Source organism: Haladaptatus litoreus (genome assembly GCF_900156425.1).
GTDB classification, from domain to species: Archaea; Halobacteriota; Halobacteria; order Halobacteriales; family Haladaptataceae; genus Haladaptatus; species Haladaptatus litoreus.
In genome coordinates this window covers 208,419-231,927 of sequence record NZ_FTNO01000007.1, presented here as the reverse complement: position 1 = coordinate 231,927, position 23,509 = coordinate 208,419, and the positions used below count along the sequence as shown (strand labels likewise).

The following is a 23,509-nucleotide window of genomic DNA, read 5'->3' as shown; positions in this document are numbered from 1 at the left end:
TTGACTCTCTAAATAAGAGCAAATCCACTCACAAAGAACTGGAGCGAGCACTCAGCCTTCGACGTCGTACGTTACTGTTTTGCCTTTAGTGGTTCGTAGATGAGGATCCTGCCGTTACTACGAACAGTAACGAGATAGTCCTCGACCGTGAATCGAACTTCGATATCACTCTTTTTCTCCGCACTTGCTTCGATGATGCCTTCGAGTGCATCTGGGTTCACGTACTCGTACAATAAGAGTGTGGTTTGGCCACCTGCCGGCTCAATTACGTTCATGAGTGCATCAGCGGCTCCAGTAACAAGCTCCATATTCGATGCTTCGAGGTCAATCGTCTCGGATGTGACCAATGCGTATTGGGGTGGGGGACTTGGGCCAGTGTGATTCGTGGTAGCACCGAATCAGTGTGACTGTTCGGCACGAACTCACCCACCTGTGGCAATACCACAAGTTCGGCGACGCGGATCATGGTGTCACGTTCACCCACTGGACAGACCGTCTCGACTGTCCTTTGCGCCGCTGTTGGGAGGTACTGTTATCCGATCGCTGGACAGTCGGACTACTGTGAGGAGAGCAATAAGAAACTGGACACACCGCGTCTCAGGTATCCTTCAACCAGCTAACTACCCCGCCTTCCACCTCTCCACTAGCCTCGTCGCTCACAAACTCTCTAAGTAGACAGTCACCCAGCAGAAACAGTTGTCAGTGTGGACTTGAAACCGAGACGGGCCCTTAGGGTGGAACCCAACAACAATCCGATCATACCGGGACTGTGAGCCAGTGAGGTCCGTAGGGTCGGCCCTCCTAGCGCCCTACGGACTGCTAGGCTTGTTGGAATAGAATACCCAGCAATAATTTCATAGGGATGGATACTTATTAATGGTTCGCAAAGAAGCAAGTGAAGTGGGGAAAAATAGGATAAACCTACGACTCTCACAGCTGATAATCCGGGGCATCCCAAATCGGAAGGAACGTACAATAATTGCTCCGACGACAGCTGTGATTTTCTTGAGCATCGTTGTCGGTGGTCTAGTTATCGCGAGAAGCTTTCCGGTTGATGAATACATTCATCCAAGTCACAGTCCATTCTAATCTTCGTGGCAGCGTTCACAATCGGGTTGTGAAGATTATATGACTAATTGAGGAGAGTGATATCGAAGTGACCAACGATAGCCACGAGAACCCCGCAGCCCATCAGTACACCGTCGCCATCGACAACGTGACCGGCGACGCGATGGCCTATACCTGTCCACACCACGTTCACCAAATTCCTTGCTGGGAAAGTAGGCCCAAACGCATCGCAAGATACTGTGCGAGTGCACCGGTGACCGCAGAGAGAATCACAACCCACAGCAGCGCATAAGTGAACTACCCCGCCCTACTTGCTCGCGGTGCTCGCTCCTTGAGGAAGGGACTTAGCGCCAGAATATAATTAAATTGTGCACCTGCTGCGATCAGACTCGCTATCGTTGCAGGTCCTGCAGCGATTAACTCCGCAAACCACGATGGTCCCCATATCGCTCAGGTAATTGCGGACCGTCCCTCCTTCGGTGGCTGTTACATCAGTTGACGTCTCATTCATCGTTGGGTAGACTATACGCCATTTCGAAGAAGACGATTTCGAGTGATACTGTTCGTCGGAATAGCCGCTCTATTCGTCGCTGACGGCGGAGTGATACGTCTTTTCCTTCCCGGTCAAGTTCATCTCGAAGCCATGCGATGAAGGCTCTGAATTCCTCGTTCGTATGAAGATCAATCCATTCCTCGAGATAGAATCGTGCTGGTGAATCATCTTCGACATGGGTAGCCCATTCCAAGTAGACCCATTCCGCGGGAACAAGAACTGCAAGCGTCTCGACATAACCGCCTTCATTCGCTGCCCGCTTTAGAAGATCTTCAAAAGCGCGCGTTGTAGGTGCTAAGTCAGAATCGATGTACTCGGTTTGCGGAACGGCCAGTGCCTCGAACGAACGTTCAAAGTAATCATTTTCGTCGGCAGTGAGTACTCCGAGAAAGTCGACGAGTCGCGACTTCGATTCCATAGTCGGTGCATCCCCAATAGCATGTCCGAAAACGCCAACAAGTGTCTCAACGAAGGCATAGTCTTGTACGAGATACCGCTGAAAGACGTCATCGTCGAGATCTCCAGTTCCAAGGTCACTCGTAAAGCGATGGGTTGTTGCATTTGTCCACTCGGGTTCCGCACGTTTGCGAAGCCAATCTGTGAATCGAGGTGTCTCGTACGTCTTAGTATACTCCTCAAAGGACTTGGGAACATTCGCAACGTTGGTATCGTGGCCAGTCATACCGACCATTCCTCCTGTCGCCAAGCAGCGTCCCAGAAGTGATACTCGTAGCGTCCAGATGTTCGAAACAAGTCCTGATAGCGGTCGCGCTCAACCTCACTTTTGTTCCCAGCGATGTCGTCCATCAACTCCATACACCACATCGTCAGTTCCGTAAACTCACCGCCTGCATACATCTCGATCCACGCAGCATACCGATCATCGTTAGGCAATCCTGCCTCCGCGAGTCGCTTTCCTGTCTCGTTGAAACCCCACATACAGGGCAGAAGAGCTGCCACGAGATCGCCGAACGTCCCTGTTGTCGCGGTACGAACAAGGAAGTCGGTGTATGCCCTTGTGGTGGGCGATGGTTCGGTAGTTTCTAACTCCCCTTCCGAGATGCCGAATTCAGCTGCATACTCGCGATGTAAGTCCATCTCTGTGTTGATCGTCGAATTGAGGAGTTCGGCAAATGTACCCATCCGTTCGAGGTCGGGCGCCTTCGTTGCACCCTGGGCGAACACTCGTGCATAGTCGATTAAGTAAACGTAGTCTTGTTCGACCCAATATCTGAATGGTTCTTCGTCAAGAGTCCCGGCCCCTAACTCTTCGACCATCGGATGTTCGAGGATAGCATCCCAGATCGGGTCTGCTACTTCCTCGAGACTACTCGTAAACCTCATAGTTAGACGTGAGCGCCGCGCACCGATATAACTTGGTAATATGAGTCGGTGATTGGTAGTGGTCTATTAGTTTATGAATATAAATTGACTAGACAATTCGTCATTGCCGCTCAATCCCCCGGACTGATCGACGATGTGGATAACGAGCTGATAGTCTGTACGCACCTGCATCACGTCCAGTGGAACTCTCAACGTGTCCCCATCGTGATACTTTGTTCGAGGGCTTACCAGTCCTCCGGAATGCACCAGATAACAACCCGCGGACTCAATTTCCCACGTTCTAACTCTCCCTATTCATGAAGCTCTTCGAGTCGCTGATGAACCGGCCGCCGTTCCATAGCAACCGTATCCGCGACCCGTCAAGCGGTCACTGCCGGAAACTCGGACTCGCGCATCGCTGCCAGTATATCGTCGTCAGTCGTATCCTCTGCAAATTGACCACAGGTGTTGCGCTCTCTCATGTGTCAGCGTGGGGTTAATTTTCAACCGGCAGTATTTGGACATTAGTCAAGAAGTAAGGGTCTGGAATGAGATCACGTGTGTAATGACCTACGAAAAGTTAGATACAGAATTAATAAATGTCTTACTGAATGACGGTCGAGCGAGTCTCCGTGGTATCGCCGAGGATTTGGATGTCTCGGTAACAACAGTCTCAAATCACCTTGAAGACTTGCAGGACACAGGTGTCATTACTGGCTACACCCCGACACTGGATTATGATTCGTTAGGCTACGATGTCACCGCTGTTATTCAGCTCAAAGTAGAAGGAACAACACTTCCGGACGTCACTGCTCGTCTGCGAGAGCAACCGCAGATGATCAGCGTGTACGGAGTTACCGGTGACCATGACATCATTGCGATCGGCAAATATACAGATACCGATGAAATGAATCAACAAATCAAAACGCTCCTTAATGATGCAGACATTAATGAAAGCAACACGAGCGTGGTTCTGAACATGGCTAGCGAACACGAACAGTTCGAAATTGGAGAGGAGAGCTAAAATCGAAGAACTACTCAAGGGGAGAGCTCACTCAAGCAGATGGACATTGCCGTCTATATGGCTGTGTTGTGCTCGTCCTCGCAGGGCTCTATCTGATAGACCGACTTCCGGGTGCACACAGAAAGTCTCGCTGGTCAATTGAGTGAACAGATGACCCTCCATGGTTCGAAGGCATTTGACCCGAGCAAAGAATAATAAATCATAGCAAACCAAATGTTTGGTTCCTTCATTCATTTGCTAGCAAGAAGAGAAGCGTTCCATCGATTACCCACTTTGGACTGCTGTACATCATAGGTTAGAACCGCAAATACATCGCCCTGCTGTTACACATTAGCCAATTTCAGGGGCGGGGTGGTAATCTCACGTGGCAATAGTGGCGCGCCTGAAGCAATCGAACATCCGCTCGTTGAGTACAAATACGACCGGGATGCGAGTTAAGATCCACATCCGGAGCGATGAGGTGCGTGTGTTCACTGCAAAGTAACCCAATACAAGGATTAATAACCCTATTTGTTAGTGTTAAATACGTCTTGCGTGTGTCTGACGCATATTAATGGTAATCGGTAGTTATCATTCTGGTGAATGCAGTAACCACGGTCAATGCACAGCTCACCATTCTCGATGACTGGTGATGGAATGATTCACCGTGGTCCACCGCATGATAACAATGCCACGAATATCAATCACCGTCCCTGATGAATTAGATGAGTATCTTAATCAGCAATCGAGTGAAAGCGGCGACTTTGATTCTAAGTCAGAAGTGGTGAGAGAGTCAATCAGGTCGATGAAAGATGGTGATGTCGAGGTGGATGAGTTGGAACGAGAGTTAGAGGAAAAGCAGTCACATTACGAAGACGAGATTGAAGAATTAGAGACAACGGTCGAGCGGCTTGAGAATGAGAAGCGCACAATTCTCTCTCAGCGGGAGGAAAATCAAGAGTTAGTGAAGTGGGCTAAAGAGGAACAATCGTTACAGCGTAGACGTGAGAAGCGTCAAACCGCACCGGTATGGAAACGTGCAAAGTGGTGGCTAACTGGGTATGACAGTTAAATAATGCCGTTAGGAATATCGGAAGGCTTATAGAGATTATTCAAGAGTTTATTTAGCTGAATGCAGGCGCTAAGCCCCCTTCCTCAGAGAGCGCCGAATGGCGCGAGCAGGGAGGGGAAGTTCACAACACGTCGATTATAGCGAGTATGAATCTATGAACGATGAGGAACTGCGAAAGAAATTTGAACGCTTCTTGCCGACTAGCGACCCATTCTCGACGCAGATCTATTTTATCATACTATGTCGATGAATCTACAAAAGCATTTTCACTGTAGCCATCTGTTACAGCAGAGATGACTGAAAACACACCCAAGAACGTCACCGATTCTATCCGTTATCAAGGCAAGGCGATCGATGATCCAGCATGGATACCTGAATTTCTCGCCAACCAGGAAACGGGTGTGCTCGGTCTCATCGATGACGATATCCCTCATCTTGTGACGCAACTCTTCGTCTACAACCGAAATGAAGGCGTGATTTACCTCCACGGTGCACAGGCGGGACGTGCTCACGATCTCGTCAAGAGTGGCGACCAGCCGCGCGCTTCCTTCACAACGAGTGAGAAAGGGCGGTATATCCCGGCTGACGAACCGGTAAACTTCACCATTGAATACTCAAGCATGGTCGCCTACGGAACCATTGAATTGCTCGCTGATAGAGAGGAGAAACGAGCGGTCCTTGAGCAATTTATGGAGAAATTTGCACCGCAACTGACCGAAGGCGAGGATTATGCGCGAATAGCTCAGGAGTCCATCGATCGGACGGCCGTCTATCGTCTTGACGTCGAATCATGGAGTGGGAAAGAAGGGTGGAAAGATCCCGATTATCCAGGAGCGTACAGTCTTGATGCCACCCGGCAACCATGATTCTCTGCTCATATATTGTCCTGCACTTGTTGAGTTCTCAATCCTCAATGAGTGGCCGTCCATTCAACTTCGAGTGTCTCTGCAACCCACCGAGCAGTGACAGTCGAGGACTCCGCTTACGAATCTCTCGAAGAACGTCATCGCTACACGGTTTTTCCGCAAATTATTCCTTCTCGACGATGGACTCATACACCTCACCGCGTGACTATCGATATCGGTCCTTGCTACCGTCTTCGCGTTGAGCACTGTGTCGTACTAACACGAAGAAAATGCTCCAGTTCCTCGAAGTGCAATATATGCCGGGCTCGTACGTATTATATACGTCTGGTTACGATACCAGAGTGGATATCATGACCAGTGGTCGATTTATTCGGGGAGCTCCCCGAAACAAACACACTTTCTGATTCTGACGTACAGTTCCTCGACACCACGCTTCGTGACGGCGAACAAGCGCCGGGAATCTCGCTTACGCCCACCGACAAAGCTGAGATCGCGCAGAAGCTCGATGCCACCGGCGTCAGTATCATCGAGGCCGGCAGTGCTTGTACGGGAGTCGGCGAAAGAGAGACGATTTTGAGGGTTACCAACCTCGATCTCGACGCGATGGTAACGAGTTTCGCCCGCGGGGTCAAGAACGATATCGACCTCGCACTCGACTGCGGGGTTGACGGGGTGAATCTCGTGGTTCCGGCGAGCGATCGCCACATCGAGGGGAAAGTCGGAACGACACGCGACGAAGTGATCGAAACGACAGTCAATCTCACCGAATACGCCAAGGATCACGGTCTTTGGGTGGAGGTTCTCGGTGAAGACGGGTCACGCGCTGACCTCGATTTCCTCGAACGACTAATGAGCGGAGCCATCGACGCCGGTGCTGACCGCATCTGCTACTGCGATACGGTCGGACACGCAACCCCGGAACACACAGCGGCCGCCGTTTCCCAACTTGCTCCCCTCGGTCCGACGAGTACCCATACTCACGACGATCTCGGGTTAGCTATGGCAAATACACTCGTGAGCATAGGGGCTGGAGCGAATCTCGTCCACGCGACCGTCAACGGAATCGGCGAGCGCGCTGGTAACGTCGCACTGGAGGAAGTCGCCATCGCACTCGATCATGGGTACGACGTCGAGACGGTCGAGACCGAACGACTATACGACCTCGCACAGACGGTCGCGACAGCGACCGATGTTCCGCTCGCGCCGAACAAAGCCGTCGTCGGCGAGAACGCCTTCGCACACGAGTCGGGCATCCACACCGACGGAACCCTCAAAGATGAGACGATGTACGAGCCGTATTCTCCAAATGCTGTCGGCCGTGAGCGCCGACTCGTGCTCGGAAAACACGCCGGCAGAGCGGGTGTCCGTTCAGCACTAAACGAACACAACGTGGAAGTGACCGATGACGAACTGACCACGATTGTAGAGCGAGTGAAAACGATCGGCGAACGGGGACGACGCATCACTGACACTGATCTGCTTGCGATCGCCGACGAGGTACAAGGACGTGACCGCGACCGACCTATCGAATTATTGGATCTGACTGCCACTAGCGGTGGTGCGACACCAACCGCGAGCGTTCGATTGGCCGTCGACGGCGAGGAGCACGTAGCCAGTGGCGTCGGAAGTGGTCCCGTCGATGCTGCCGTTACCGCCACCCGAAAAGCGCTCGACATCGATGCGACGCTCGAATCGTATCACGTCGACGCAATTACCGGAGGAACGAACGCACTTGTCACTGTGGAAGTCGAGGTGTCACATAGCGACCATTCGGTATCGGTGAACGCGAGCGACGCGGACATCACTCGTGCTAGCGTCACGGCCATGCTCGACGCCTTCAACCAACTCCTCGAAACCGATCGCAGGTCAGTCACAGTTACTGAGTGACGATTCAACAGATTTTGCACACGTGACGAACCACGTTCTCGCGGACAAGTGGACGGCACTGGAAGCGGCTGCCGCCTAGGCACGAGAAGAAGGATACACCCCATACGTCCTATCGGCTCGTGTCGGTGGTGAGGCCGCCGAAGTTGGCCGCGTTCATGCCCAATCGGGAGGAGTGTGCCGCGACCGGCCGTCCAATCGACCCACCAGCGGCAATCCTGTCAGGGGGCGAAACGACCGTCACCGTTGATGGAGACATCTTCTGCGGGCCGAACCAGGAATTTACACTTGCGGCGGCACTCGAACTGACCCGCCCCGAAATTGTCGTCGCGGGCATCGACACCAACGGATTGGATGGAAACACGAGCGCTGCGGGTGCTGTCGTGGATACTACAACTGTGTCACGATCGAACGCCTCCGAGGCGAAAGCAGCTTGGAAAATCACGACGTTTATCCGTTGTTCGGCACCCGAGATGCGCTCATCGAAACCGGCGAGACGGGGAAGAACGTCAACGACCTACGCGTCGTGGTCGTTACGGATTCCGAGGAGGACAGAGAATCGATCGACCGAACGCGATTACGGGACAGAACACAATGACGACACCGAACTATCGCGACCCACGGGTACTCCGACAGCAGAGGCATCGTGTGTTGAACTTCTACTATCCCGACTGTATCGACACTCGATACGGTGGATACATCGCCCAACTCAACGAACGGGAGGGGTTCGTCTACGACAGACAGACGAAGCATCTCGTCGCGACCGCGCGGACGGTTCACAACTTCAGCGTCGGCACCCTCATCGACGGCTCGGTGTGGTGTCAGACGGCGGCGGAACACGGGCTTACCTTCCTCTCGAATCACCACTGGGACGACGACAACAAGGGACGCGAGGACGACGAGCGTGCCGAAGCTTTGCATCTGCGAACTAAGGACGAACAGTAGCGCGCTGAACGCCCCCGATTCCAATCGATTCAGTGCGTTCGTCGCTCGGGCTTCAGGTGCCAACCCAACTTCGAGCGGCGTCGTAACGATCCACTGCTTGAACTGCCACGCTTCGTCGTCAGTCTTTCCAGATTCGATTGCCTCCCTCACCCGTGCCTCAATTCGGTTACACCACGCCAGACTGCGTTCATTTTCACTTTCCTCCATCTGCCATCAGGGAACCGAAGCAAAAGCAGTACATCAGGCAGCTAGTGCAGTGCTTTTCGACCATGGTTTTGCTGTGGGCTATATTTTTGTAGGGATGTATCATGGAACCGGTCATGGTGTTGGTCTCTCACTCCACGAAGCACCCTCATTGTTAAGTGATGAACTGCTCAAGGCTGGCCACGTCATCACGGTCAAACCGGGAGTTTACGATCCCAAGAAGGGAGCTGTGCATATCGAGGATTTAATCATGGTCACATAGTCGTGCTACGAGAATCTCACCGATTATCCACGTTACCTCGTCCTGTCATCCAGATAGGCTACGATTCGATCTTAATCGCCGACTCGTACCGGTCTGTGATGTTCTTAGAATCAACACAAACTGTTTGTGAATGACTCTCGTTTGAGTGTCCAATGGTCGACGCACGCGAATACCACGAGCAGACGAACCACTCCCCCGAGAGTATCCGGAACGATACGTTCTCGTTAAACCATGCGAACAAGCCACGTCCCTATAAACTCTACAAGAGGTTATCAAAGCGTTCACTCCCGGAATCGACACGCTCGCCCGGCGAACCAGCTTTATCGGCGATCACTACATCGACCGACACTCCGCGTAGTAATGCCCTATCCTCGCTTGATGCCCAATCCATCCACACCCTTTGTCACTACGCGACGGGGATCACGAAAGAACTAGAGAGACAGGGCCAACGAATGCGGTTTCGCGCAGCCTCTTGCACGGGAAAGCTCTATCACGTCGACCTCTACGCTGTCACGGGTGACATCGACGGGCTTGCCCCCGGCGTTTATCACTTCGATCCCGAAACTGAATCGTTCGACGTGCTTCGCGAAGGCGATTATCGTGGCGTCCTCACCCGAGCGACAGGCAACCACGCGGCAGTCTCTGACGCCCCCGTTACATTTGTTGCCACCTCAGAATGGTGGCGCAATGCCTGGAAGTACCGCGAGCGAACCTACCGTCACGCGTTCTGGGACTCGGGCACCATTCTCGCGAACCTGTTGGGAGTTGCCCACGGAAACGGTCATCGGGCATCAGTCGTCACCGGATTCGCAGACCACCTGATTGCTCGACTCCTCGGTGTCGATCCCACAGACGAAGCGCCGCTCGAACTCGTTCCTGTCGGGAGCGGTGACCCCGCTCCAGACCCCCTTTCTGTCACGAGTATTGATCCCGAGGAAACGTCACTCTCACAGAACCCCGTCGAATACCCGCTAGTGGCCGACGCGTGGGAGCAAAGTACGTTGACAGACGGCAAGGCAGTGCAGGTGTGGCGCGACCACTTTCAAGACGTGTCCAAGCAGGCATTCGGACGCCACGATTCAGAGGATGGCGAATTGATTTCCCTGGATCCGGTCGATTCCGAGACGGCATCAAGTCGTCCGGTATGGTCTACTATCGAACGTCGGGGGTCACTCCGGGAGTACAGCCACAACCCGATCAGCTCGCGGCAGTTCGCGACGATTCTCGATCGCGCCCATCGTGGGATACCCACTGACTGTTTTGATGGTGAGCGCAGCGATGGATTAGTTGATTGTTACTGTCTCGTGCACGCTGTCAATGACATTCCAACAGGGGCGTATCAGTATCATCCAGACGCACAGACTCTCGAGCGACTGGGTGATATCGACCGTCGAACTGCAGGGCATCTCGCGCTCGACCAGCCAGTCGTTGGGAACGCCGCGGTGAACGTGTACTTTATGGCAGATATCGACGCCATCGTCGAGACGGCCGGGAATCGAGGGTATCGAGTGGCTCAGCTGGAGGGCGGCATCGGGTTAGGACGGTTGTATCTCGCAACCTATGCACACCGTGCGCTCGGTGGTCGCGGGTTCACCTTCTACGATGACCTCGTTACCGACTACTTCTCGCCCCGAGCGGCAAACCAGACGCCAATGACGCTGTTCGCGTTTGGAAAACCAGCGCGATAGTACTAGCATTACGTGACATAGGGCAGATCGAACCTTGGAGGGTCAGTTTCGCCTCGAATTATAAATATGTTGTTATATATTGCTAGATAGGAATTAACCACCGTTCTCACACAATTGAAGATGCGTTCCAGTTGAAGGAGTCGAAGAGTAAACGTCAGGCAACATTACGAATATGCGCCTTTACAGATTGATAGAGACTTTCGAAATCCTCGAAGTCGTCTACTGTGACGTGCTAACGGTCAGAAACGGCCTCTATCATAGCGCTCTTAATGTTTCGTTCACCGAGGGAGACAACCTCTTCTTTGAGTTCTTGATCCGAAATGTACTTGCAGACTGATCCGGTTTCGATTTTACCAGTATCGATATCAAAATTCATGCCAGTGCAGACCGTTATTTGTTGTTCCACCATTTCAGACACCTACTATTCGGCTCACCCGCTTGATCATGCATCACTTGGTTGAAATCGACGAATCAAGTGTTCGAACCCACTGTTCGAGTTTTTTCTGCGCGGGTGGGCCCGATAGAAGACTAACCGGGACGAAGATGACAACGCTACATACGAGGCCGAATATGATAGGTAAATTCGAGGAAAAACCGAATACATAGATTGTCGTGACGACTACGACTGCGCTTGCACAGATCGAAGAGAGTGCTCCTTGCCACGTTGCTCGTTTCCAGAAGAACGCACCGAAGATCGGGACGAAGATACAACCAGTGAGCAAATCGTACGCCAGAGTGAGAGCGAGAACGACATTCCCGATCTCGATCGCCGCATATGTCATGACCGAACCCAATACGATGATGACAATTCGAGAGACATTCGAATACGTCTCGTCCGATGCATCGGAATTGAGAAACCGTTTGTAGACGTCGCGCGTGAACAAGGTACTTGAAGCAAGCAACGCGGAGTCCGCCGTAGACATCATTGCCGAAACGAATCCGGCGAGAATAATCCCCGAGAAACCGACAGGAACGATTTCCAGTATCAGTCGCGGCAAGGCAAGTTCCGAATCGGAAAGCGGCGGAAGGAGAACGAGCGCAATCATTCCAAGAAGCGCAGTCGCAATACCGTAGACAATCGCATACGCTCCAGCAGCAATGCTCCCTTTTCGAGCTGTTTCAGCGCTATTCGCGGTAAACACACGTTGCCAGATATCCTGCCCGATCATGATCCCAAGGACATACAACAGAAAGTAGCTAGCAATAGTGTCCAATCCGATCGACGTGACACTGAAATACGACGGGTCAAGCTCAGTCATGAGCCTGGAGATACCTCCAACCGAGTTGAGACCAAGCGGAAGAGCGATACAGAAGATCCCAATGGTCATGATGCACCACTGGACGAAGTCAGTCATCGTTACCGTAAGCATTCCACCGAGCGCCGTATAGGCGATAATAATAATTCCCGCAAGCAGAATCATCGCACTCTAGTTAACGTCAAAGAGAACGCTGAGAACCTTTCCAACGGCAATCGTCTGCGTGATCGCGATGGTGAGTGCATAAATGCCGGCGATGATGGCACCGATCGTGCCGGAGTACTTATCGAACCGCCGTTCAAGCACCTCACCGAGTGAGTAGGCTTTGAGATTGGCGAGGTTTGTCGAAATAAGAATTCCAAGTGCAATCGTTCCAATACCGAGCGAGATGACCAACCAAGCACCCGAAATTCCGTGGACGTACCCCAGGCCTCCACCACCGACAGTAGATGCCCCTCCGAGAATGACGGCGGACATGACTGGAACGTACATCCAGAGTGGGATATTGCGACCAGCGACGAGGTAATCGTCTAGCGTTTCCGAATTTTGGTATCCCCAGTAGCCGATACCAATCATACCCAGCATATACAAAATGAGCAACCCAGTGTCTATGAGTGACACAACCATGGCATCACCTTTCCACCTTCAATATTAATAGATTGCTGTTAACGATCCCATCCTATGAAATAATACATACGTTTATCCGGTATCATACCACTGTGACACTATGTCCAACTGCCCCGATAATCGAAAGTACGATTTGCTTCGTCTGATCGAGGTGCACGGGCCCATCGGAAGCATCCGTTTAGTTGATCTTCTCCACCAACGTGGCTACTCCATCAAGGGACGAACCGTCCGACTCCTACTCTCGGAATTGGATGCGGACGGATTCACCGAAAAAATACCAGGCCGAGGCCGCGGTCTGACCGAGAAAGGTCACTCCGAATTGCGACTCGGTCACGTCAGCGGCCGACTTGAACAGGTTCGGGAACGCATCGCTGTGCTTACCGAGCAAGTCACGTACGATCCGTTCGAGAACACCGGTGAACTCGTCACCTCCGCTATCGATATTCCCGCTTCGAAAGTTGAAGCGGCCTTGAACAGGATACGTGCCTTGGACGACCTACCCGTTGGCCCTATCATCGTCGCGGTCGAAAAAGCCCCGAGCGAAACACACGACGATCTTGTTCGACTATTCTTTCCTTCCAGCATCACTATCGATGGTGTCTTGCTGTCACGAGGGATCTCTACCCAATTGCAGGTTGCCGGAATCGTGGAGTACCATCCGGATCCGGATTCGGTACCCGGGCGATTCGCGCACGAAGGGACTGTTTCGAATGAGCATGGCGGTGCCATTCTCCGCTACACCGATGCGATAAGTGGGGAGGGGTCAACCGTAGACGTTGCAGACCTCCTCATCGAGGCAGGGCGACCGTCAATTAGTCCGCTTCTCGAGGGCGATGCTCCCAGCTTATTGGTCGTGGATAACCGAGAATTTCCCGTGGTTCGATACGAAGAGGCGTTCGATATCGCTGCTGCGAGTCGAGCACAACTCGGCGGGGTTATTGATCTTAGAAAGCCGCGAGAGACGGGTCCATTTCCGTGCGGCCAACCGGGGTGGGACTTTGCCTCCATGTCGTATGGAGCGATCGGTGAACTTGCGATTTCACTCCTTGTCGAAGAACACTACGATGAATCCTGGGCAACGTTACACGGGCTGAAAGAACGGTCGGCGTTTCAATCCGTCGCAACTGCACTTCCCTTCGAACAATGCTAAGTGTTATTCGGCGAACTGCCGTTCGAGGAGCGTGACAGCAAGGTATGCTCCAAGCGTCTGAGTTGATTCCGTCGGGTCGTACTTTGGCGAAACTTCCATCACGTCAGCAGCGCCGATTGCATCGTGTGTGCCTAGGAGTTCCATCACCTGCAACGCCTGATGCGCGCTCAACCCATCCGGTTCCGGCGTTCCGGTTCCCGGTGCAATCCCCGGATCTACGCCATCGATATCGAACGTCACGTAGACCGCGTCCGTGTCTGCTGCCGCGGCTTCAACGGCCTCAACGATCACATCGGTAATGCCACGGTCGTGAACGTCACGCATCGTATAGAGGTTGAGACCAGATTCCTCGGCGAATTCGAAAAAGTTCGGGCTCTCATAGCCGCGAATACCGATTTGGCTGATGTGTTCGAAATCACTGTACTGTGACTCGGCAATGAGCCGCGTACTTGACCCGTGATAGTGTTTTCCGAATGTCGCGCTCTCATTGGAGGTGTCGGTGTGGGCATCGATCTGAACCAATCCGACGGAGTCTGCACCCGACCCCTCGGCAAAGCCGCAGAAAGCCGGATACGTACAGTAGTGATCGCCTCCCAACACAAATGGGAACGTCCGTTCGGCGACCGTTGCGACGTGTGATTGGATGCTCTTTGCGGTTTGTTCATAGTCCATCGGGAAGACCGGCACATCGCCACAATCAGCGATGTGGAGGTCGGAATAGTCCACCTGAGCACCCGTATTCATGTTAGTCAGTCCCCCTTTGTAATTCGATAGGTACGCCCACCAGGCGCTTGCTCGACGAATCGCTTCGGGTCCATAGCGGGCCCCTGGCCGATTCGTGAGCGCGCCGTCGTACGGGACTCCGAGAACACCAACATCGACGTCATCGAGATCATCGACATCGCGGGATTCTCCCTTAAGAAACGTGTTACTGCCTGCGTATGCCATCTCTACGTCTGCGCCTGGATGAGCGGTTCGGAATTCCCCAGCAGGTGTCGGATCGGAGTCAGTCATTGGTGATACTTATTTTTTGTTGGTATATGGTTGTGAATGACAGTATCGAACTCATGCGTGGCAATGTGTTGCCACCCAATTATTATACAAATTTCGGTCAAATTATTTACTTGAACCGACGTCATTATCACACCCTCACTTTCCGTAACCCCTGACGCTGCTAATATGCCACAGTACCGCGCACATGCCGAACATTTTTCCTTCGATGTCATCACCGAAAGCCACGAGAATCTCGTATACCTCCAGTACACAGTCTCCATCGACGACGTGACTGAAGAACTGATGGCCTGCACGTGCCCGCATCACGTCCACCGTGATGCATTCTGCAAGCACATGGCCGCCGTCGAAAATGCAACTGACGACGGGACGCTCGATGCGTTCCCCTCCGAGGACAACGACGATACCGAACCCGAAAACTGTGACTGCGACGGTCTCAGTGGCTTCCCGTGCTGGCCATGCGTGCGGACGGGACAGAAACTCGAAAAGCGATGCATCTGTTCGATCCGAACTAACCACCGCTTCAGCTCTTTTAATATATCTGATTTTAAGGAAATGGAGACACGGGTAGGACTGGTTCACTTTCACTGAACTTAGCGCGTTTATATGACGCTTGCTAGCCTATCTCTACTGGAGGGGTGTAGGCATGACATCATATACTGAAACAGAAAATACGGTCGAACCCAGGCAAAAAATCACTCCAAACCTCTGGTTCAATGATCAGGCAGTGGAAGCCGCGGAGTTTTACACTTCCGTGTTTGAAAACGCGGAGATCAAGGGCACGACCCATTACCCGGATGCCGGGCAGGAAATGACCGGGAAGGAAGCCGGCAGCGTGATGACGGTTGCCTTCGAGGTCGAGGGGTTCTCGTTTGTCGCGCTCAACGGCGGGCCGGAGTTCAGTTTCAACCCGTCGATATCGTTTTTCGTGAGTCGAGAAACAAAAGAGGAAATGGATGAGTTATGGGCACGGCTCGTCGATGGTGGGGAAGTACTCATCCAGCTTGATAAACACCCGTTCAGTGACTATTACGGCTGGGTACAGGATCGATATGGTGTCACGTGGCAGCTCATCCTTCCCAGCAACGAAGGCGACTGGCGGCCGGATCTGGTGCCGTCCCTCATGTTTACACAGGACAACGTCAACAAAGCCGAGGAAGCCATCCATTTTTACACCGGTGTCTTTGCTGACACCGAACTGGGTCACCTAGAGCGGTATCCGGAAGACACCGGTCCAGCCAAAAAAGGGGCGCTTGCCTTCGGAGATCTCAAAGTCGAGGACGTCTGGCTGGCTGTTATGGATACCGGCGTTGAACAGGACTTCGCGTTCAACGAAGCTATCTCCCTCATCGTCAACTGTGAAACCCAGGACGAAATTGACGAACTCTGGGACGCACTCAGCGCGGCACCCGAGGCCGAGCAGTGTGGCTGGCTGAAGGACAAATACGGCGTCTCGTGGCAGATCACGCCGACGATGCTGAACGAGCTGCCGGACGACGACCCAGAGGCCAATGCGCGCATGATGGAGGCACTGCTGGAGATGAAGAAGCTCGACATTGCAGGACTGCAAACAGCATATGATGGAAACTAAGCTGCGTTAACCAAAGAACAATGTCAAAATCAAACATCAACTTTACCGCTCAACTGGTTACAATCGGATCGCGAACCGTCCTCAGGCTACCCGAGCACGCGAGTGAAAAGCTCCCATCTCGCGGCATGGTGATGGGCCGCGGAACCATCAACGGGTTCCATTTTCAGACCCCGCTTGAACCGGACGGTGAAGGAAGCCACTGGTTCGAGGTCGACAAATCCATGCGTGAAAACGCTGGAGCAGACGTCGGCGACACTGTAACATTGGAGATTGAGCCGATAAGTGACTGGCCGGAACCCACGGTGCCAGCGGACTTGGAGAATGCTTTTGCAGACCATCCAGAGGCACAGACTCTCTGGAATGATATCACAACGAAAGCACGCTGGGAATATATCCGCTGGATCCGCTCCGCTAAAAAGTCCGAAACACGCGAGCGACGGATCGAGACTGCCTGTTCGAAACTGGAAGACGGTCAGCGCAGACCCTGCTGTTTTGACAGCAGCTCCTGTACTGTTCCCGATATATCGAAGAGTGGAGTGCTGATTGAGCCGATGGAAAATCGCTGACCTGGAAAGCCCACGAACAACACGGGTGGGAGCAATTCAGTGCGACCGTCCGGCACGAACTCATTCACGCCTGGCAGTATCACGAGCTCGGCGAGGCGGAGCACGGGCGAACGTTCGATCGGTGGACGGACGCCCTCGATACAACCCAGCACTGTGAGCGGTTCACATCGCCGAAGTGGTGGCTCATCTGCGAGGACTGTGGCGGTCGGATTGCCCGGTATCGACGCTCGAAGACCCTTCGCAACCCTGAGGAGTACAGTTGTGGTGAGTGCGGCGGTGCAATTCGCGTTGAGGAGAGTGAGGCCACTGACCGATTTCCGTTTAAGTAGTTCTCGCGACAAGGAGTAAATACGAGGAAGATTCTCACGGCCCACTGCTTTCTGCGTGAGTCAGTTCTATCGCTCTTCTTTCACAGAAAAGCCTACACTCGTTAGTATTGTATACTAACTCTCGGCAGCCCAATTTCTCACTGTAATGCACCCCAAGCAGAAGAGCTATTACGAATTATGCATAACTCATAACTACGATGGCACAGTCTGCTGCCTCCACCGATTCGATACCAATTGCGCAACTCCAAACAGTCGTCGAACTACTGGAGAATCCAACACTGGCGCGAATCTATACCTATGCACTCCGTTCTGATGGCGCTACTGTCGCGGACTTCGTCACTGAACTCGATATTCCACAGGGAACCGCCTACGACTACGTTCGAAAACTCGAGGCTGCAGGACTACTGACGAAACAGGAAGACAATCGCCCTTACGAATTCGAAGCCGAACCGCTCTCGCTCACACTGACGACAGACGGCGAGACGCGAACTATCACGGACGAACTCGTGGACGCCGCCGCACAACGCACAGAAAACGAGGATATCGACGTCTACATTGACCGGCACGGTATCGATGGCCTCGCAACTGCCCTAGAGTACGCTGGTGAGTTCGTGGAGGGTACCGTCAATCATCGAATCATGGCCCGTGAACTGGATCTGTCGCCACTCGAAGCAGAGATCATCTTGCAAGCTCTCGAACCGGTCATCCGTGCCCACTCCGACGACGAATGACGACATACATCGCAGATACGGGTGTCTTCGTCCGGTGTGGTGGCCCGGACAACGAGAAGTATCAACGGCTTCGCCGCGCTGTCCGACACGCTGGTGTCTCGCTGCTCGTCCCTCGTCGCGTGTATGAGGAACTCGGTGGCGATCCTGACGACGAAGCGTATCCATCGAGCAACAGTCGTTGGCAAGAGGGAGTTGAAGAGGGATGGATCCAAATTGCCGATGAACTCGATTACACCAATTCACGAGTATCGCGGGTGATGGATGCGGCTCGACGGTTTATTGCGAACGACACGGACCGCCCTGAGGATACAATCGAAAAGACGGATACTGCACTTATTGGCCTCGTAGCACAGCTCTTTGACACAGGTCAAGCAGGCTCCGTTGTCTTGCTGACCACGGACAAACCAGCAGGCCGGGCTGCAGAATCATTGCTTCCCAGCCATGGGTTCACCAACGACGTTGAATATCGATATGCCAGTGTCGAATTCCTCGAGACAATCACCACAGACGAGTTCGACGGCTAAAGAATAGACCACCTACCAAGTGGACAGTCAGCCGGGCAGACACAGGGTGCCCACCCCAGCGTGAAACACCCCGCTTTTCAAGTGAAATTCAACAGCACAGACAACCAGCACCAGCCAGCCTGACAGTCCACTATTGCCACACCACAGTTCCGGAGTAAATCAGCTGTAGACTACCGGAAGACGCCTTGTCCTCCCACAATCACCCTTGCCCTCATAGACAGTCCCACTGACTCACCTCTACTGACAGTCCGGCCGCTGATTCACAGAAGACAGTCCATTGGCCTCAACCGGTTCACGTCACAACTCGTCCCAATACACTGGACAGTCCGCTGGTCATCGCCGGATACGGTCAAATCCCGTAGATACCGGGATGACAGTCCCACGGCTGTAATACTACCAACATCGGGTCTACTAAACGGTAGCGGACAGTCCAGAGTTGCTTTGTCCAGCTCCGGGTTGGTTATCCTCACCTCCTGAGGACAGTCTGGCAGTACGTTCATTGAAATCTCGGTGTCTCTCCTAGTGGCACCCCCAGTATAGCACCCGTGTTGGCACCCAGACCTGCGTGAGGATAGTGGGCACCCCAACCAATGCATCCACTGGCACCCCTCTCTCGTCGCTCATCGGATTTTATCGTCCTGCCCCAGTAGAAGGGACTATCAGAACTCGTCGCTCTTGATGACTGTCTTATGTTGTCTCACAGCCTTTGTGTCTCGTACTTCGTCACTCGGTTTCTGGGGTGGACCGCTCCTCGAGGTTCTCTCGTCCTAGTGGCTATCGTCCTCTCGTAACGCTGCACGTCCTTGCTGTCGGTACTGTCGCCTGGCTCGCTCCCCGTCGTACTGTACATCTCTCGTTTTTAGCTCCATTCTCGCTCCCGCTATACTGTCCGTCGCAGTCTCGCTCTCAATGACTGTCTACTGTTCTCAGTGTGGTTGTCGCTCTACTTTCTGTTACCAATATCCCCTTCGGGAAGCTAGTTCACTCGGAGTTTCGGCTTTTGTTTCCCACTGTTGGACTGTCCTATCCCGCGTTGTCCTCTGTTCAGTGGGTGCTGTTTCTGCAGGAGACTGTCTATCTATTTTCTCTCTCTGGTCCGTCGTGGTTTGTCTCTAGTGGACTGTCGCTGGTCTCGTTGTGATGCCTGTCGTTGCGTCGCTCTTGGTGGACTGTCCGGTTGTTTCTCCGGAGTGTTTCCGCCGCTTTTCGTCACACCATTTGGATTCCGCTGGACGCCTTCTGGGGTGCGCCCATTTTCTCGCCCATTATAGGGTGCTGTTTTCACTTCGTCTCCGGGGTGCCAGCCGGTCGCGCTTCACCTGTTTCCTCTATCTCTTCTGGTTGATACTTTTGGGGTGCCAGTACTCATGTCACAGTTGGGATTCACTCTCGCTCTCGGCAGAGTTTCTCCCGCTATTTATCTATGTATCTATTCTGTTAATTTCTCGTAGACCTGGTTTCCCTCTATTTCTTCGCCCCCCTAGTTTAGAAGGTGCTTTACCGTCGGGATGATGTAGTCACGCCATATAGGGGGCTATATTTATAGCCTCACAGGGAAAATAACGCCTCATGAGCAATGGTTCAATCACTGAAGAGTTAGATGGAACAGTACCCACCTTCGAAGAGATGCAAGACCGCCTCGGTCATCCCCGCCGCAACATCCTCCAAGTGTTATTGTCCGCTGATAATACTGCAGTGAACACCTCGGAACTACGGGAACACGCCGGCATTCCCACCGGCAGCATGACCCATCACATGGACCTACTGGAACGGTGGGAGTTAGTCGAAGAAATTGATCGGGTTCACATCGGTCAAGGATCACGGGCAATCGTGTGGCAGTTGACGGAACGGGGTGAGCAGTTCTGTGAGGAGGGGTTGGAACTTGCCGCTAGAGATCTCGCCCATCCCAATGATGTGGAAGTGCTCTGGGAACGGATAGAAGCACTAGAGGAAGAAGTTGAGACGCTACGCACCAAGCACGACAACGATATTGAGGACCTGCGTACACGGACCAAGAAGGCAATTCAGAAACTGAAAGAGAATTTGTAGTCCGCAAGCAGCCACTTAGAGGAACTCTGCCGCTTCGTCAATCACGTCCTCTCTCGCATCATCGACCTGCTGTTCCTCCGTTTGTATGAGCGCCCCATTAGTAATGCCTGACTCTATGTTGGCTGTCACAGAACCTTCTTCGTCCACTGTATGGTCGATGAGGTTCGGGAGGTGAATATTCGACGCGCCTTCCCGATAGAGCATGATGTCCATCGGTGTCTCTGTTTCCGGCGGCACCACGATCACGTCCCACTCGACGGTACTGAGATCACCATCGATCTCGTACTCGGGGATGACCGGCGGCTTGATATTCTTCGTGCCACCGTCGGGGTACGCACTGGCATCGGTAAAGATGTCTGCCGCCGACGTGAATCGAGCATGTACTTCTCCCTCTCCATCTCGAAGCTCGTACTTGCCGGTCTGCTCGTCATACACCCAAACGTTCTCGCGTCCGCCGGGGCGTGTCATCGTTTCGCCGTCAATCGTCAGCGTCTGCGTGCCCGTATAGAACCGACGCTCGTCCGTCACACCATGGTTGCTTCGGCAGCAGAACGGCTCGTGTGCGACCGTATTATACACCTTCTCTGCCACCTCCTCTCGTGCAAAGAAGAGACAGCGGTGCCCGGAATTATGCGCTTGTGAGAGGTTTTTCACCGTCTGCGAGGGCTGCGTACTGCCGGTGGTGTGTTCGCTCTCGATATAGGCGTCATTCGTCCCCGCAAGTCGATTCAAGAGCGGGTGGTTCTTGCGGTAGTTATTCACTTTATCCGCCACCGTCACTGGGTCGTCGTCCGGTACAATCGCTAGAACGTCATCCAATCGGGCTAAACCGTCGGGCATGGCTTGACCGGTCTGCTCGGGAATCTCGAAGATGAATCCGAGTTGTGTCATCGGCACGTAGGCGTCGGCCATCGGTGCCCAATGCTCGGCTTTTCCGTCGTTCTCCGAGTCACCGAGATTCAGGAACCCGGTATCAAGCGGCTTCACTTCCATTTCGTCCTCGACCTCGCGATGATCGAGGTGCGTATCGGGTACTCGCTGCAAGACTTTGCGCCATGCTTTCCCAGCATCGGTCACGTCGTCACCAGGCAAATACCGATTCAACCGCTCAACACACACCGCTATTTGCACCCAGCCACCAGGATCGCCCTGGCGAATGCTCTCGTCGTAGACGGCTTTCAGCGTCTGATTGCGCAAGTGTTCGTCTGTCCCAACCGGGAGGTCTGCTGGATCGTCAGCTGTGGTGCCCTCGTTTAACTCACCATATGGCAGTTCGCGCTGAATTTCGGCGTCGGTAATCGGTGAGCTTCCATACTGCTCCAGACTCCGGTGAATCACGTCCTCGGCGTCTTCCTCTGACCGGAGCGGTGGGTACGGTGCAAACGTATGGATTTTCAGAGGGTCAGAGTACTGCATCCCACCTTTGATCGGAATTCGCGTCCAGACCTGGAAGTTCTCGGTCTCCATTAAATCCTCCTCGTTATACCCCTTGAACAACTTCGCGACCGGTCGGGCGTCTTCGTCGTTCGGCAGGCGGAAGATCACCGGGTTGTTACAGTTGGCTTTGACGGCACTCAGCACGCCTGCTTCTTTGAGCTGCTCGGGGTACTGGCAGGCGATGGTCACCGACAGGCGCATCGACCGCGCTCGGGCAAGCATGTTTTTGACGTCGAGATTCTGACTCGCGATTGCGTCGAACTCGTCGAAGATCGCAAAGAACGGCTCGTTCTCTCCATCTTCGAATGACCGGTTTTGAACCGCACTCCAAATCGGGCGCATCACGCCGAGGGTGATCATCTGCTTAACGTCCTGGTTCGACACTGGCGTTCGAACAATCACGATTTTGTTCTCGTCGATGATGTTCTGGAAATCGATCGAACTCTCACGCTGGGCGATAATCCGGCGAATCACCCCGTTCTCAACCCAGTTTTTCACCCGTGACAGAAGGGGACGGACCGCATCGTCGTCCATCTGGGCGATCTCGTTCACGAACTCCTTGATGTAGGGGTCCTCGACCTCCTCGGCGAATTGTTCGCGACGTTCCTGATTCAGGAGAACGAAGTAGAAATCGATCACTGAGTAGTCTTTGTCCGATTTCATCATCGCACGGCCCATACTCTCGGTAATCGCCCGCATGCGTGGGCCCCAATAGTCGTCATTGTCGAGAATCGCTTTCAAATTCTCCAACCGATCTTCGATTTCCCGCTCTTGTTCAACCTGGCTGTCCGTCTCGGGGATTTCGAGGAAGTTGATTCCAACATCCCGATCAAAGTCTTCGTCGCCCGGTTCGATCCAAATCACATCGTCGAGGCGATCCTCTGGCAGCAGTTGGAGGAGTTCTTTCGAGTCGCGTGCCTTGGGGTCGAAATAGACGAAACCGTGGCCAGCGTACGCTAGTTGTACCATCCAGTTCAGCAGCTCTGTCGTCTTTCCGGCACCCGTCGTTCCACACACCCAGTTATGCTGGAAGAGTGAGCCGAACTCAATCGGCACCTCGCGAAAGCCTTCCTGAGCACTGTCATTGTAGCCTGTCCACAGCGGACCTTGTGGACGGTCACGTGAGCCTTCGAGCAACCGACGTACCTTCGGCCCGGCGACGACCCCGTGTTCTTCCGTGTGCGTGAGCACTTCGGCACCGCCGATGCGGTCGTTCTTCGTCGGTGTTATTTGATACGGTTCACCGGTTGGTGCCCGAAGCTCATCGGGGATCTCGTCGGTGTCTTGCTCGTCGTGATCGGCGTCTACTGACTCGGTGTCAGGGGTGTCATCGCCGCCGAAGAGGTTGTTGAACATCGTGTGTCACCAAA

At 53.4% G+C, this 23,509-nt stretch carries 21 protein-coding genes and 4 pseudogenes; 17 read left to right on the top strand and 8 right to left on the bottom strand.

Annotated features, from left to right (window positions below; all coding sequences use genetic code 11):
- Positions 1 to 71 precede the first annotated feature (71 nt).
- The 4 genes and pseudogenes from BW974_RS22500 to tenA all read right to left on the bottom strand — a co-directional run bounded on the left by BW974_RS22500 (position 72) and on the right by tenA (position 2,965).
- Positions 72 to 275, bottom strand: a complete 204-nt coding sequence (locus tag BW974_RS22500; protein WP_245800259.1) for a HalOD1 output domain-containing protein — start codon at positions 273 to 275, stop codon at positions 72 to 74.
- Positions 276 to 1,263: 988 nt separating this feature from the next.
- A pseudogene (locus BW974_RS26825) lies at positions 1,264 to 1,579 on the bottom strand (hypothetical protein); the annotation flags it as partial.
- Positions 1,572 to 2,303, bottom strand: a complete 732-nt coding sequence (locus BW974_RS22490; RefSeq protein ID WP_076433257.1) for a TenA family protein — start codon at positions 2,301 to 2,303, stop codon at positions 1,572 to 1,574. The gene BW974_RS22490 and the pseudogene BW974_RS26825, both read right to left, overlap by 8 nt.
- Entirely contained in the window at positions 2,300 to 2,965 is a 666-nt protein-coding gene (gene tenA / locus BW974_RS22485) for a thiaminase II (RefSeq protein ID WP_076433179.1), read from the bottom strand. The genes BW974_RS22490 and tenA overlap by 4 nt, the downstream gene beginning before the upstream one ends.
- Before the next feature lie 544 nt (positions 2,966 to 3,509).
- Between tenA and lrp the strand changes: the two genes are divergently transcribed.
- The 9 genes and pseudogenes from lrp to BW974_RS22445 all read left to right on the top strand — a co-directional run bounded on the left by lrp (position 3,510) and on the right by BW974_RS22445 (position 10,868).
- Entirely contained in the window at positions 3,510 to 3,968 is a 459-nt protein-coding gene (lrp, locus tag BW974_RS22480) for an HTH-type transcriptional regulator Lrp (protein ID WP_076433255.1), read from the top strand.
- Between the two features lie 658 nt (positions 3,969 to 4,626).
- A complete protein-coding gene (locus tag BW974_RS22475; protein ID WP_139328997.1) occupies positions 4,627 to 5,019 on the top strand; it encodes a hypothetical protein in 393 nt (130 codons plus the stop codon).
- 293 nt (positions 5,020 to 5,312) lie between these two features.
- On the top strand, positions 5,313 to 5,885 hold the full coding sequence (locus tag BW974_RS22470; RefSeq protein ID WP_076433175.1) for a pyridoxamine 5'-phosphate oxidase family protein: 573 nt from the start codon (positions 5,313 to 5,315) through the stop codon (positions 5,883 to 5,885).
- Positions 5,886 to 6,242: 357 nt separating this feature from the next.
- Positions 6,243 to 7,772, top strand: coding sequence for a (R)-citramalate synthase (locus tag BW974_RS22465; protein ID WP_076433173.1), 1,530 nt, complete (start codon positions 6,243 to 6,245; stop codon positions 7,770 to 7,772).
- A gap of 155 nt (positions 7,773 to 7,927) precedes the next feature.
- A pseudogene (locus BW974_RS26820) lies at positions 7,928 to 8,140 on the top strand (MOFRL family protein); the annotation flags it as partial.
- A 62-nt stretch (positions 8,141 to 8,202) separates the two neighbouring features.
- The gene (locus BW974_RS26815; protein ID WP_245800258.1) at positions 8,203 to 8,367 is read left to right on the top strand and encodes a hypothetical protein; all 165 of its coding nucleotides are present in this window, start codon (positions 8,203 to 8,205) and stop codon (positions 8,365 to 8,367) included.
- Positions 8,364 to 8,657: pseudogene (locus tag BW974_RS22455) on the top strand (AGE family epimerase/isomerase); the annotation flags it as partial. The gene BW974_RS26815 and the pseudogene BW974_RS22455, both read left to right, overlap by 4 nt.
- Positions 8,658 to 8,673: 16 nt before the next feature.
- Positions 8,674 to 9,180, top strand: a complete 507-nt coding sequence (locus BW974_RS22450; RefSeq protein WP_245800257.1) for a M24 family metallopeptidase — start codon at positions 8,674 to 8,676, stop codon at positions 9,178 to 9,180.
- A 152-nt stretch (positions 9,181 to 9,332) separates the two neighbouring features.
- Positions 9,333 to 10,868, top strand: coding sequence for a SagB family peptide dehydrogenase (locus tag BW974_RS22445; protein WP_076433169.1), 1,536 nt, complete (start codon positions 9,333 to 9,335; stop codon positions 10,866 to 10,868).
- Positions 10,869 to 11,100: 232 nt separating this feature from the next.
- Here BW974_RS22445 and BW974_RS26020 read toward each other — a convergent pair whose 3' ends face one another.
- A complete protein-coding gene (locus BW974_RS26020; RefSeq protein WP_175609789.1) occupies positions 11,101 to 11,277 on the bottom strand; it encodes a hypothetical protein in 177 nt (58 codons plus the stop codon).
- A 40-nt stretch (positions 11,278 to 11,317) separates the two neighbouring features.
- Positions 11,318 to 12,700, bottom strand: a pseudogene (locus tag BW974_RS22440) (sodium:solute symporter family transporter).
- Positions 12,701 to 12,851: 151 nt separating this feature from the next.
- Between BW974_RS22440 and BW974_RS22435 the strand changes: the two are divergent.
- On the top strand, positions 12,852 to 13,901 hold the full coding sequence (locus tag BW974_RS22435; RefSeq protein WP_076433167.1) for an NrpR regulatory domain-containing protein: 1,050 nt from the start codon (positions 12,852 to 12,854) through the stop codon (positions 13,899 to 13,901).
- A gap of 3 nt (positions 13,902 to 13,904) precedes the next feature.
- Here BW974_RS22435 and BW974_RS22430 read toward each other — a convergent pair whose 3' ends face one another.
- Positions 13,905 to 14,915: an agmatinase family protein gene (locus tag BW974_RS22430; protein WP_076433165.1), complete on the bottom strand. Its 1,011-nt coding sequence runs from the start codon at positions 14,913 to 14,915 to the stop codon at positions 13,905 to 13,907.
- Positions 14,916 to 15,080: 165 nt separating this feature from the next.
- On the opposite strand from BW974_RS22430, the gene BW974_RS26015 reads away from it, so the two are divergent.
- From BW974_RS26015 to BW974_RS22390, 7 genes are all read left to right on the top strand, one after another.
- A complete protein-coding gene (locus tag BW974_RS26015) occupies positions 15,081 to 15,503 on the top strand; it encodes an SWIM zinc finger family protein (RefSeq protein ID WP_175609773.1) in 423 nt (140 codons plus the stop codon).
- Positions 15,504 to 15,558: 55 nt separating this feature from the next.
- Positions 15,559 to 16,503, top strand: a complete 945-nt coding sequence (locus BW974_RS22415) for a VOC family protein (RefSeq protein ID WP_076433159.1) — start codon at positions 15,559 to 15,561, stop codon at positions 16,501 to 16,503.
- A gap of 20 nt (positions 16,504 to 16,523) precedes the next feature.
- Positions 16,524 to 17,069 (top strand): YdeI/OmpD-associated family protein, encoded by a 546-nt coding sequence (locus BW974_RS22410; protein WP_076433157.1) that lies wholly within the window; start codon positions 16,524 to 16,526, stop codon positions 17,067 to 17,069.
- On the top strand, positions 17,066 to 17,398 hold the full coding sequence (locus BW974_RS27360; protein ID WP_076433253.1) for a SprT-like domain-containing protein: 333 nt from the start codon (positions 17,066 to 17,068) through the stop codon (positions 17,396 to 17,398). The genes BW974_RS22410 and BW974_RS27360 overlap by 4 nt, the downstream gene beginning before the upstream one ends.
- A gap of 197 nt (positions 17,399 to 17,595) precedes the next feature.
- Positions 17,596 to 18,129, top strand: a complete 534-nt coding sequence (locus BW974_RS22400) for a DUF7437 domain-containing protein (RefSeq protein WP_076433155.1) — start codon at positions 17,596 to 17,598, stop codon at positions 18,127 to 18,129.
- Positions 18,126 to 18,653: a PIN domain-containing protein gene (locus tag BW974_RS22395; protein ID WP_076433153.1), complete on the top strand. Its 528-nt coding sequence runs from the start codon at positions 18,126 to 18,128 to the stop codon at positions 18,651 to 18,653. The genes BW974_RS22400 and BW974_RS22395 overlap by 4 nt, the downstream gene beginning before the upstream one ends.
- 1,569 nt (positions 18,654 to 20,222) lie before the next feature.
- On the top strand, positions 20,223 to 20,702 hold the full coding sequence (locus BW974_RS22390; protein WP_076433151.1) for a helix-turn-helix domain-containing protein: 480 nt from the start codon (positions 20,223 to 20,225) through the stop codon (positions 20,700 to 20,702).
- 15 nt (positions 20,703 to 20,717) lie between these two features.
- Here BW974_RS22390 and BW974_RS22385 read toward each other — a convergent pair whose 3' ends face one another.
- Entirely contained in the window at positions 20,718 to 23,495 is a 2,778-nt protein-coding gene (locus BW974_RS22385) for a type IV secretory system conjugative DNA transfer family protein (protein ID WP_076433149.1), read from the bottom strand.
- Positions 23,496 to 23,509: the final 14 nt, after the last annotated feature.

Coding starts and splice junctions, on each gene's coding strand:
- BW974_RS22390 (WP_076433151.1), top strand. CDS start 20,223: ATGAGCAATGGTTCAATCACTGAAGAGTTAGATGGAACAGTACCCACC.
- BW974_RS22415 (WP_076433159.1), top strand. CDS start 15,559: ATGACATCATATACTGAAACAGAAAATACGGTCGAACCCAGGCAAAAA.
- BW974_RS22500 (WP_245800259.1), bottom strand. CDS start 275: ATGAACGTAATTGAGCCGGCAGGTGGCCAAACCACACTCTTATTGTAC.
- BW974_RS26015 (WP_175609773.1), top strand. CDS start 15,081: ATGCCACAGTACCGCGCACATGCCGAACATTTTTCCTTCGATGTCATC.
- BW974_RS22400 (WP_076433155.1), top strand. CDS start 17,596: ATGGCACAGTCTGCTGCCTCCACCGATTCGATACCAATTGCGCAACTC.
- BW974_RS22385 (WP_076433149.1), bottom strand. CDS start 23,495: ATGTTCAACAACCTCTTCGGCGGCGATGACACCCCTGACACCGAGTCA.
- BW974_RS22435 (WP_076433167.1), top strand. CDS start 12,852: ATGTCCAACTGCCCCGATAATCGAAAGTACGATTTGCTTCGTCTGATC.
- BW974_RS22445 (WP_076433169.1), top strand. CDS start 9,333: ATGGTCGACGCACGCGAATACCACGAGCAGACGAACCACTCCCCCGAG.
- BW974_RS22410 (WP_076433157.1), top strand. CDS start 16,524: ATGTCAAAATCAAACATCAACTTTACCGCTCAACTGGTTACAATCGGA.
- tenA (WP_076433179.1), bottom strand. CDS start 2,965: ATGAGGTTTACGAGTAGTCTCGAGGAAGTAGCAGACCCGATCTGGGAT.
- BW974_RS22430 (WP_076433165.1), bottom strand. CDS start 14,915: ATGACTGACTCCGATCCGACACCTGCTGGGGAATTCCGAACCGCTCAT.
- BW974_RS22470 (WP_076433175.1), top strand. CDS start 5,313: ATGACTGAAAACACACCCAAGAACGTCACCGATTCTATCCGTTATCAA.
- BW974_RS26020 (WP_175609789.1), bottom strand. CDS start 11,277: ATGGTGGAACAACAAATAACGGTCTGCACTGGCATGAATTTTGATATC.
- lrp (WP_076433255.1), top strand. CDS start 3,510: ATGACCTACGAAAAGTTAGATACAGAATTAATAAATGTCTTACTGAAT.
- BW974_RS22395 (WP_076433153.1), top strand. CDS start 18,126: ATGACGACATACATCGCAGATACGGGTGTCTTCGTCCGGTGTGGTGGC.
- BW974_RS22475 (WP_139328997.1), top strand. CDS start 4,627: ATGATAACAATGCCACGAATATCAATCACCGTCCCTGATGAATTAGAT.
- BW974_RS22490 (WP_076433257.1), bottom strand. CDS start 2,303: ATGACTGGCCACGATACCAACGTTGCGAATGTTCCCAAGTCCTTTGAG.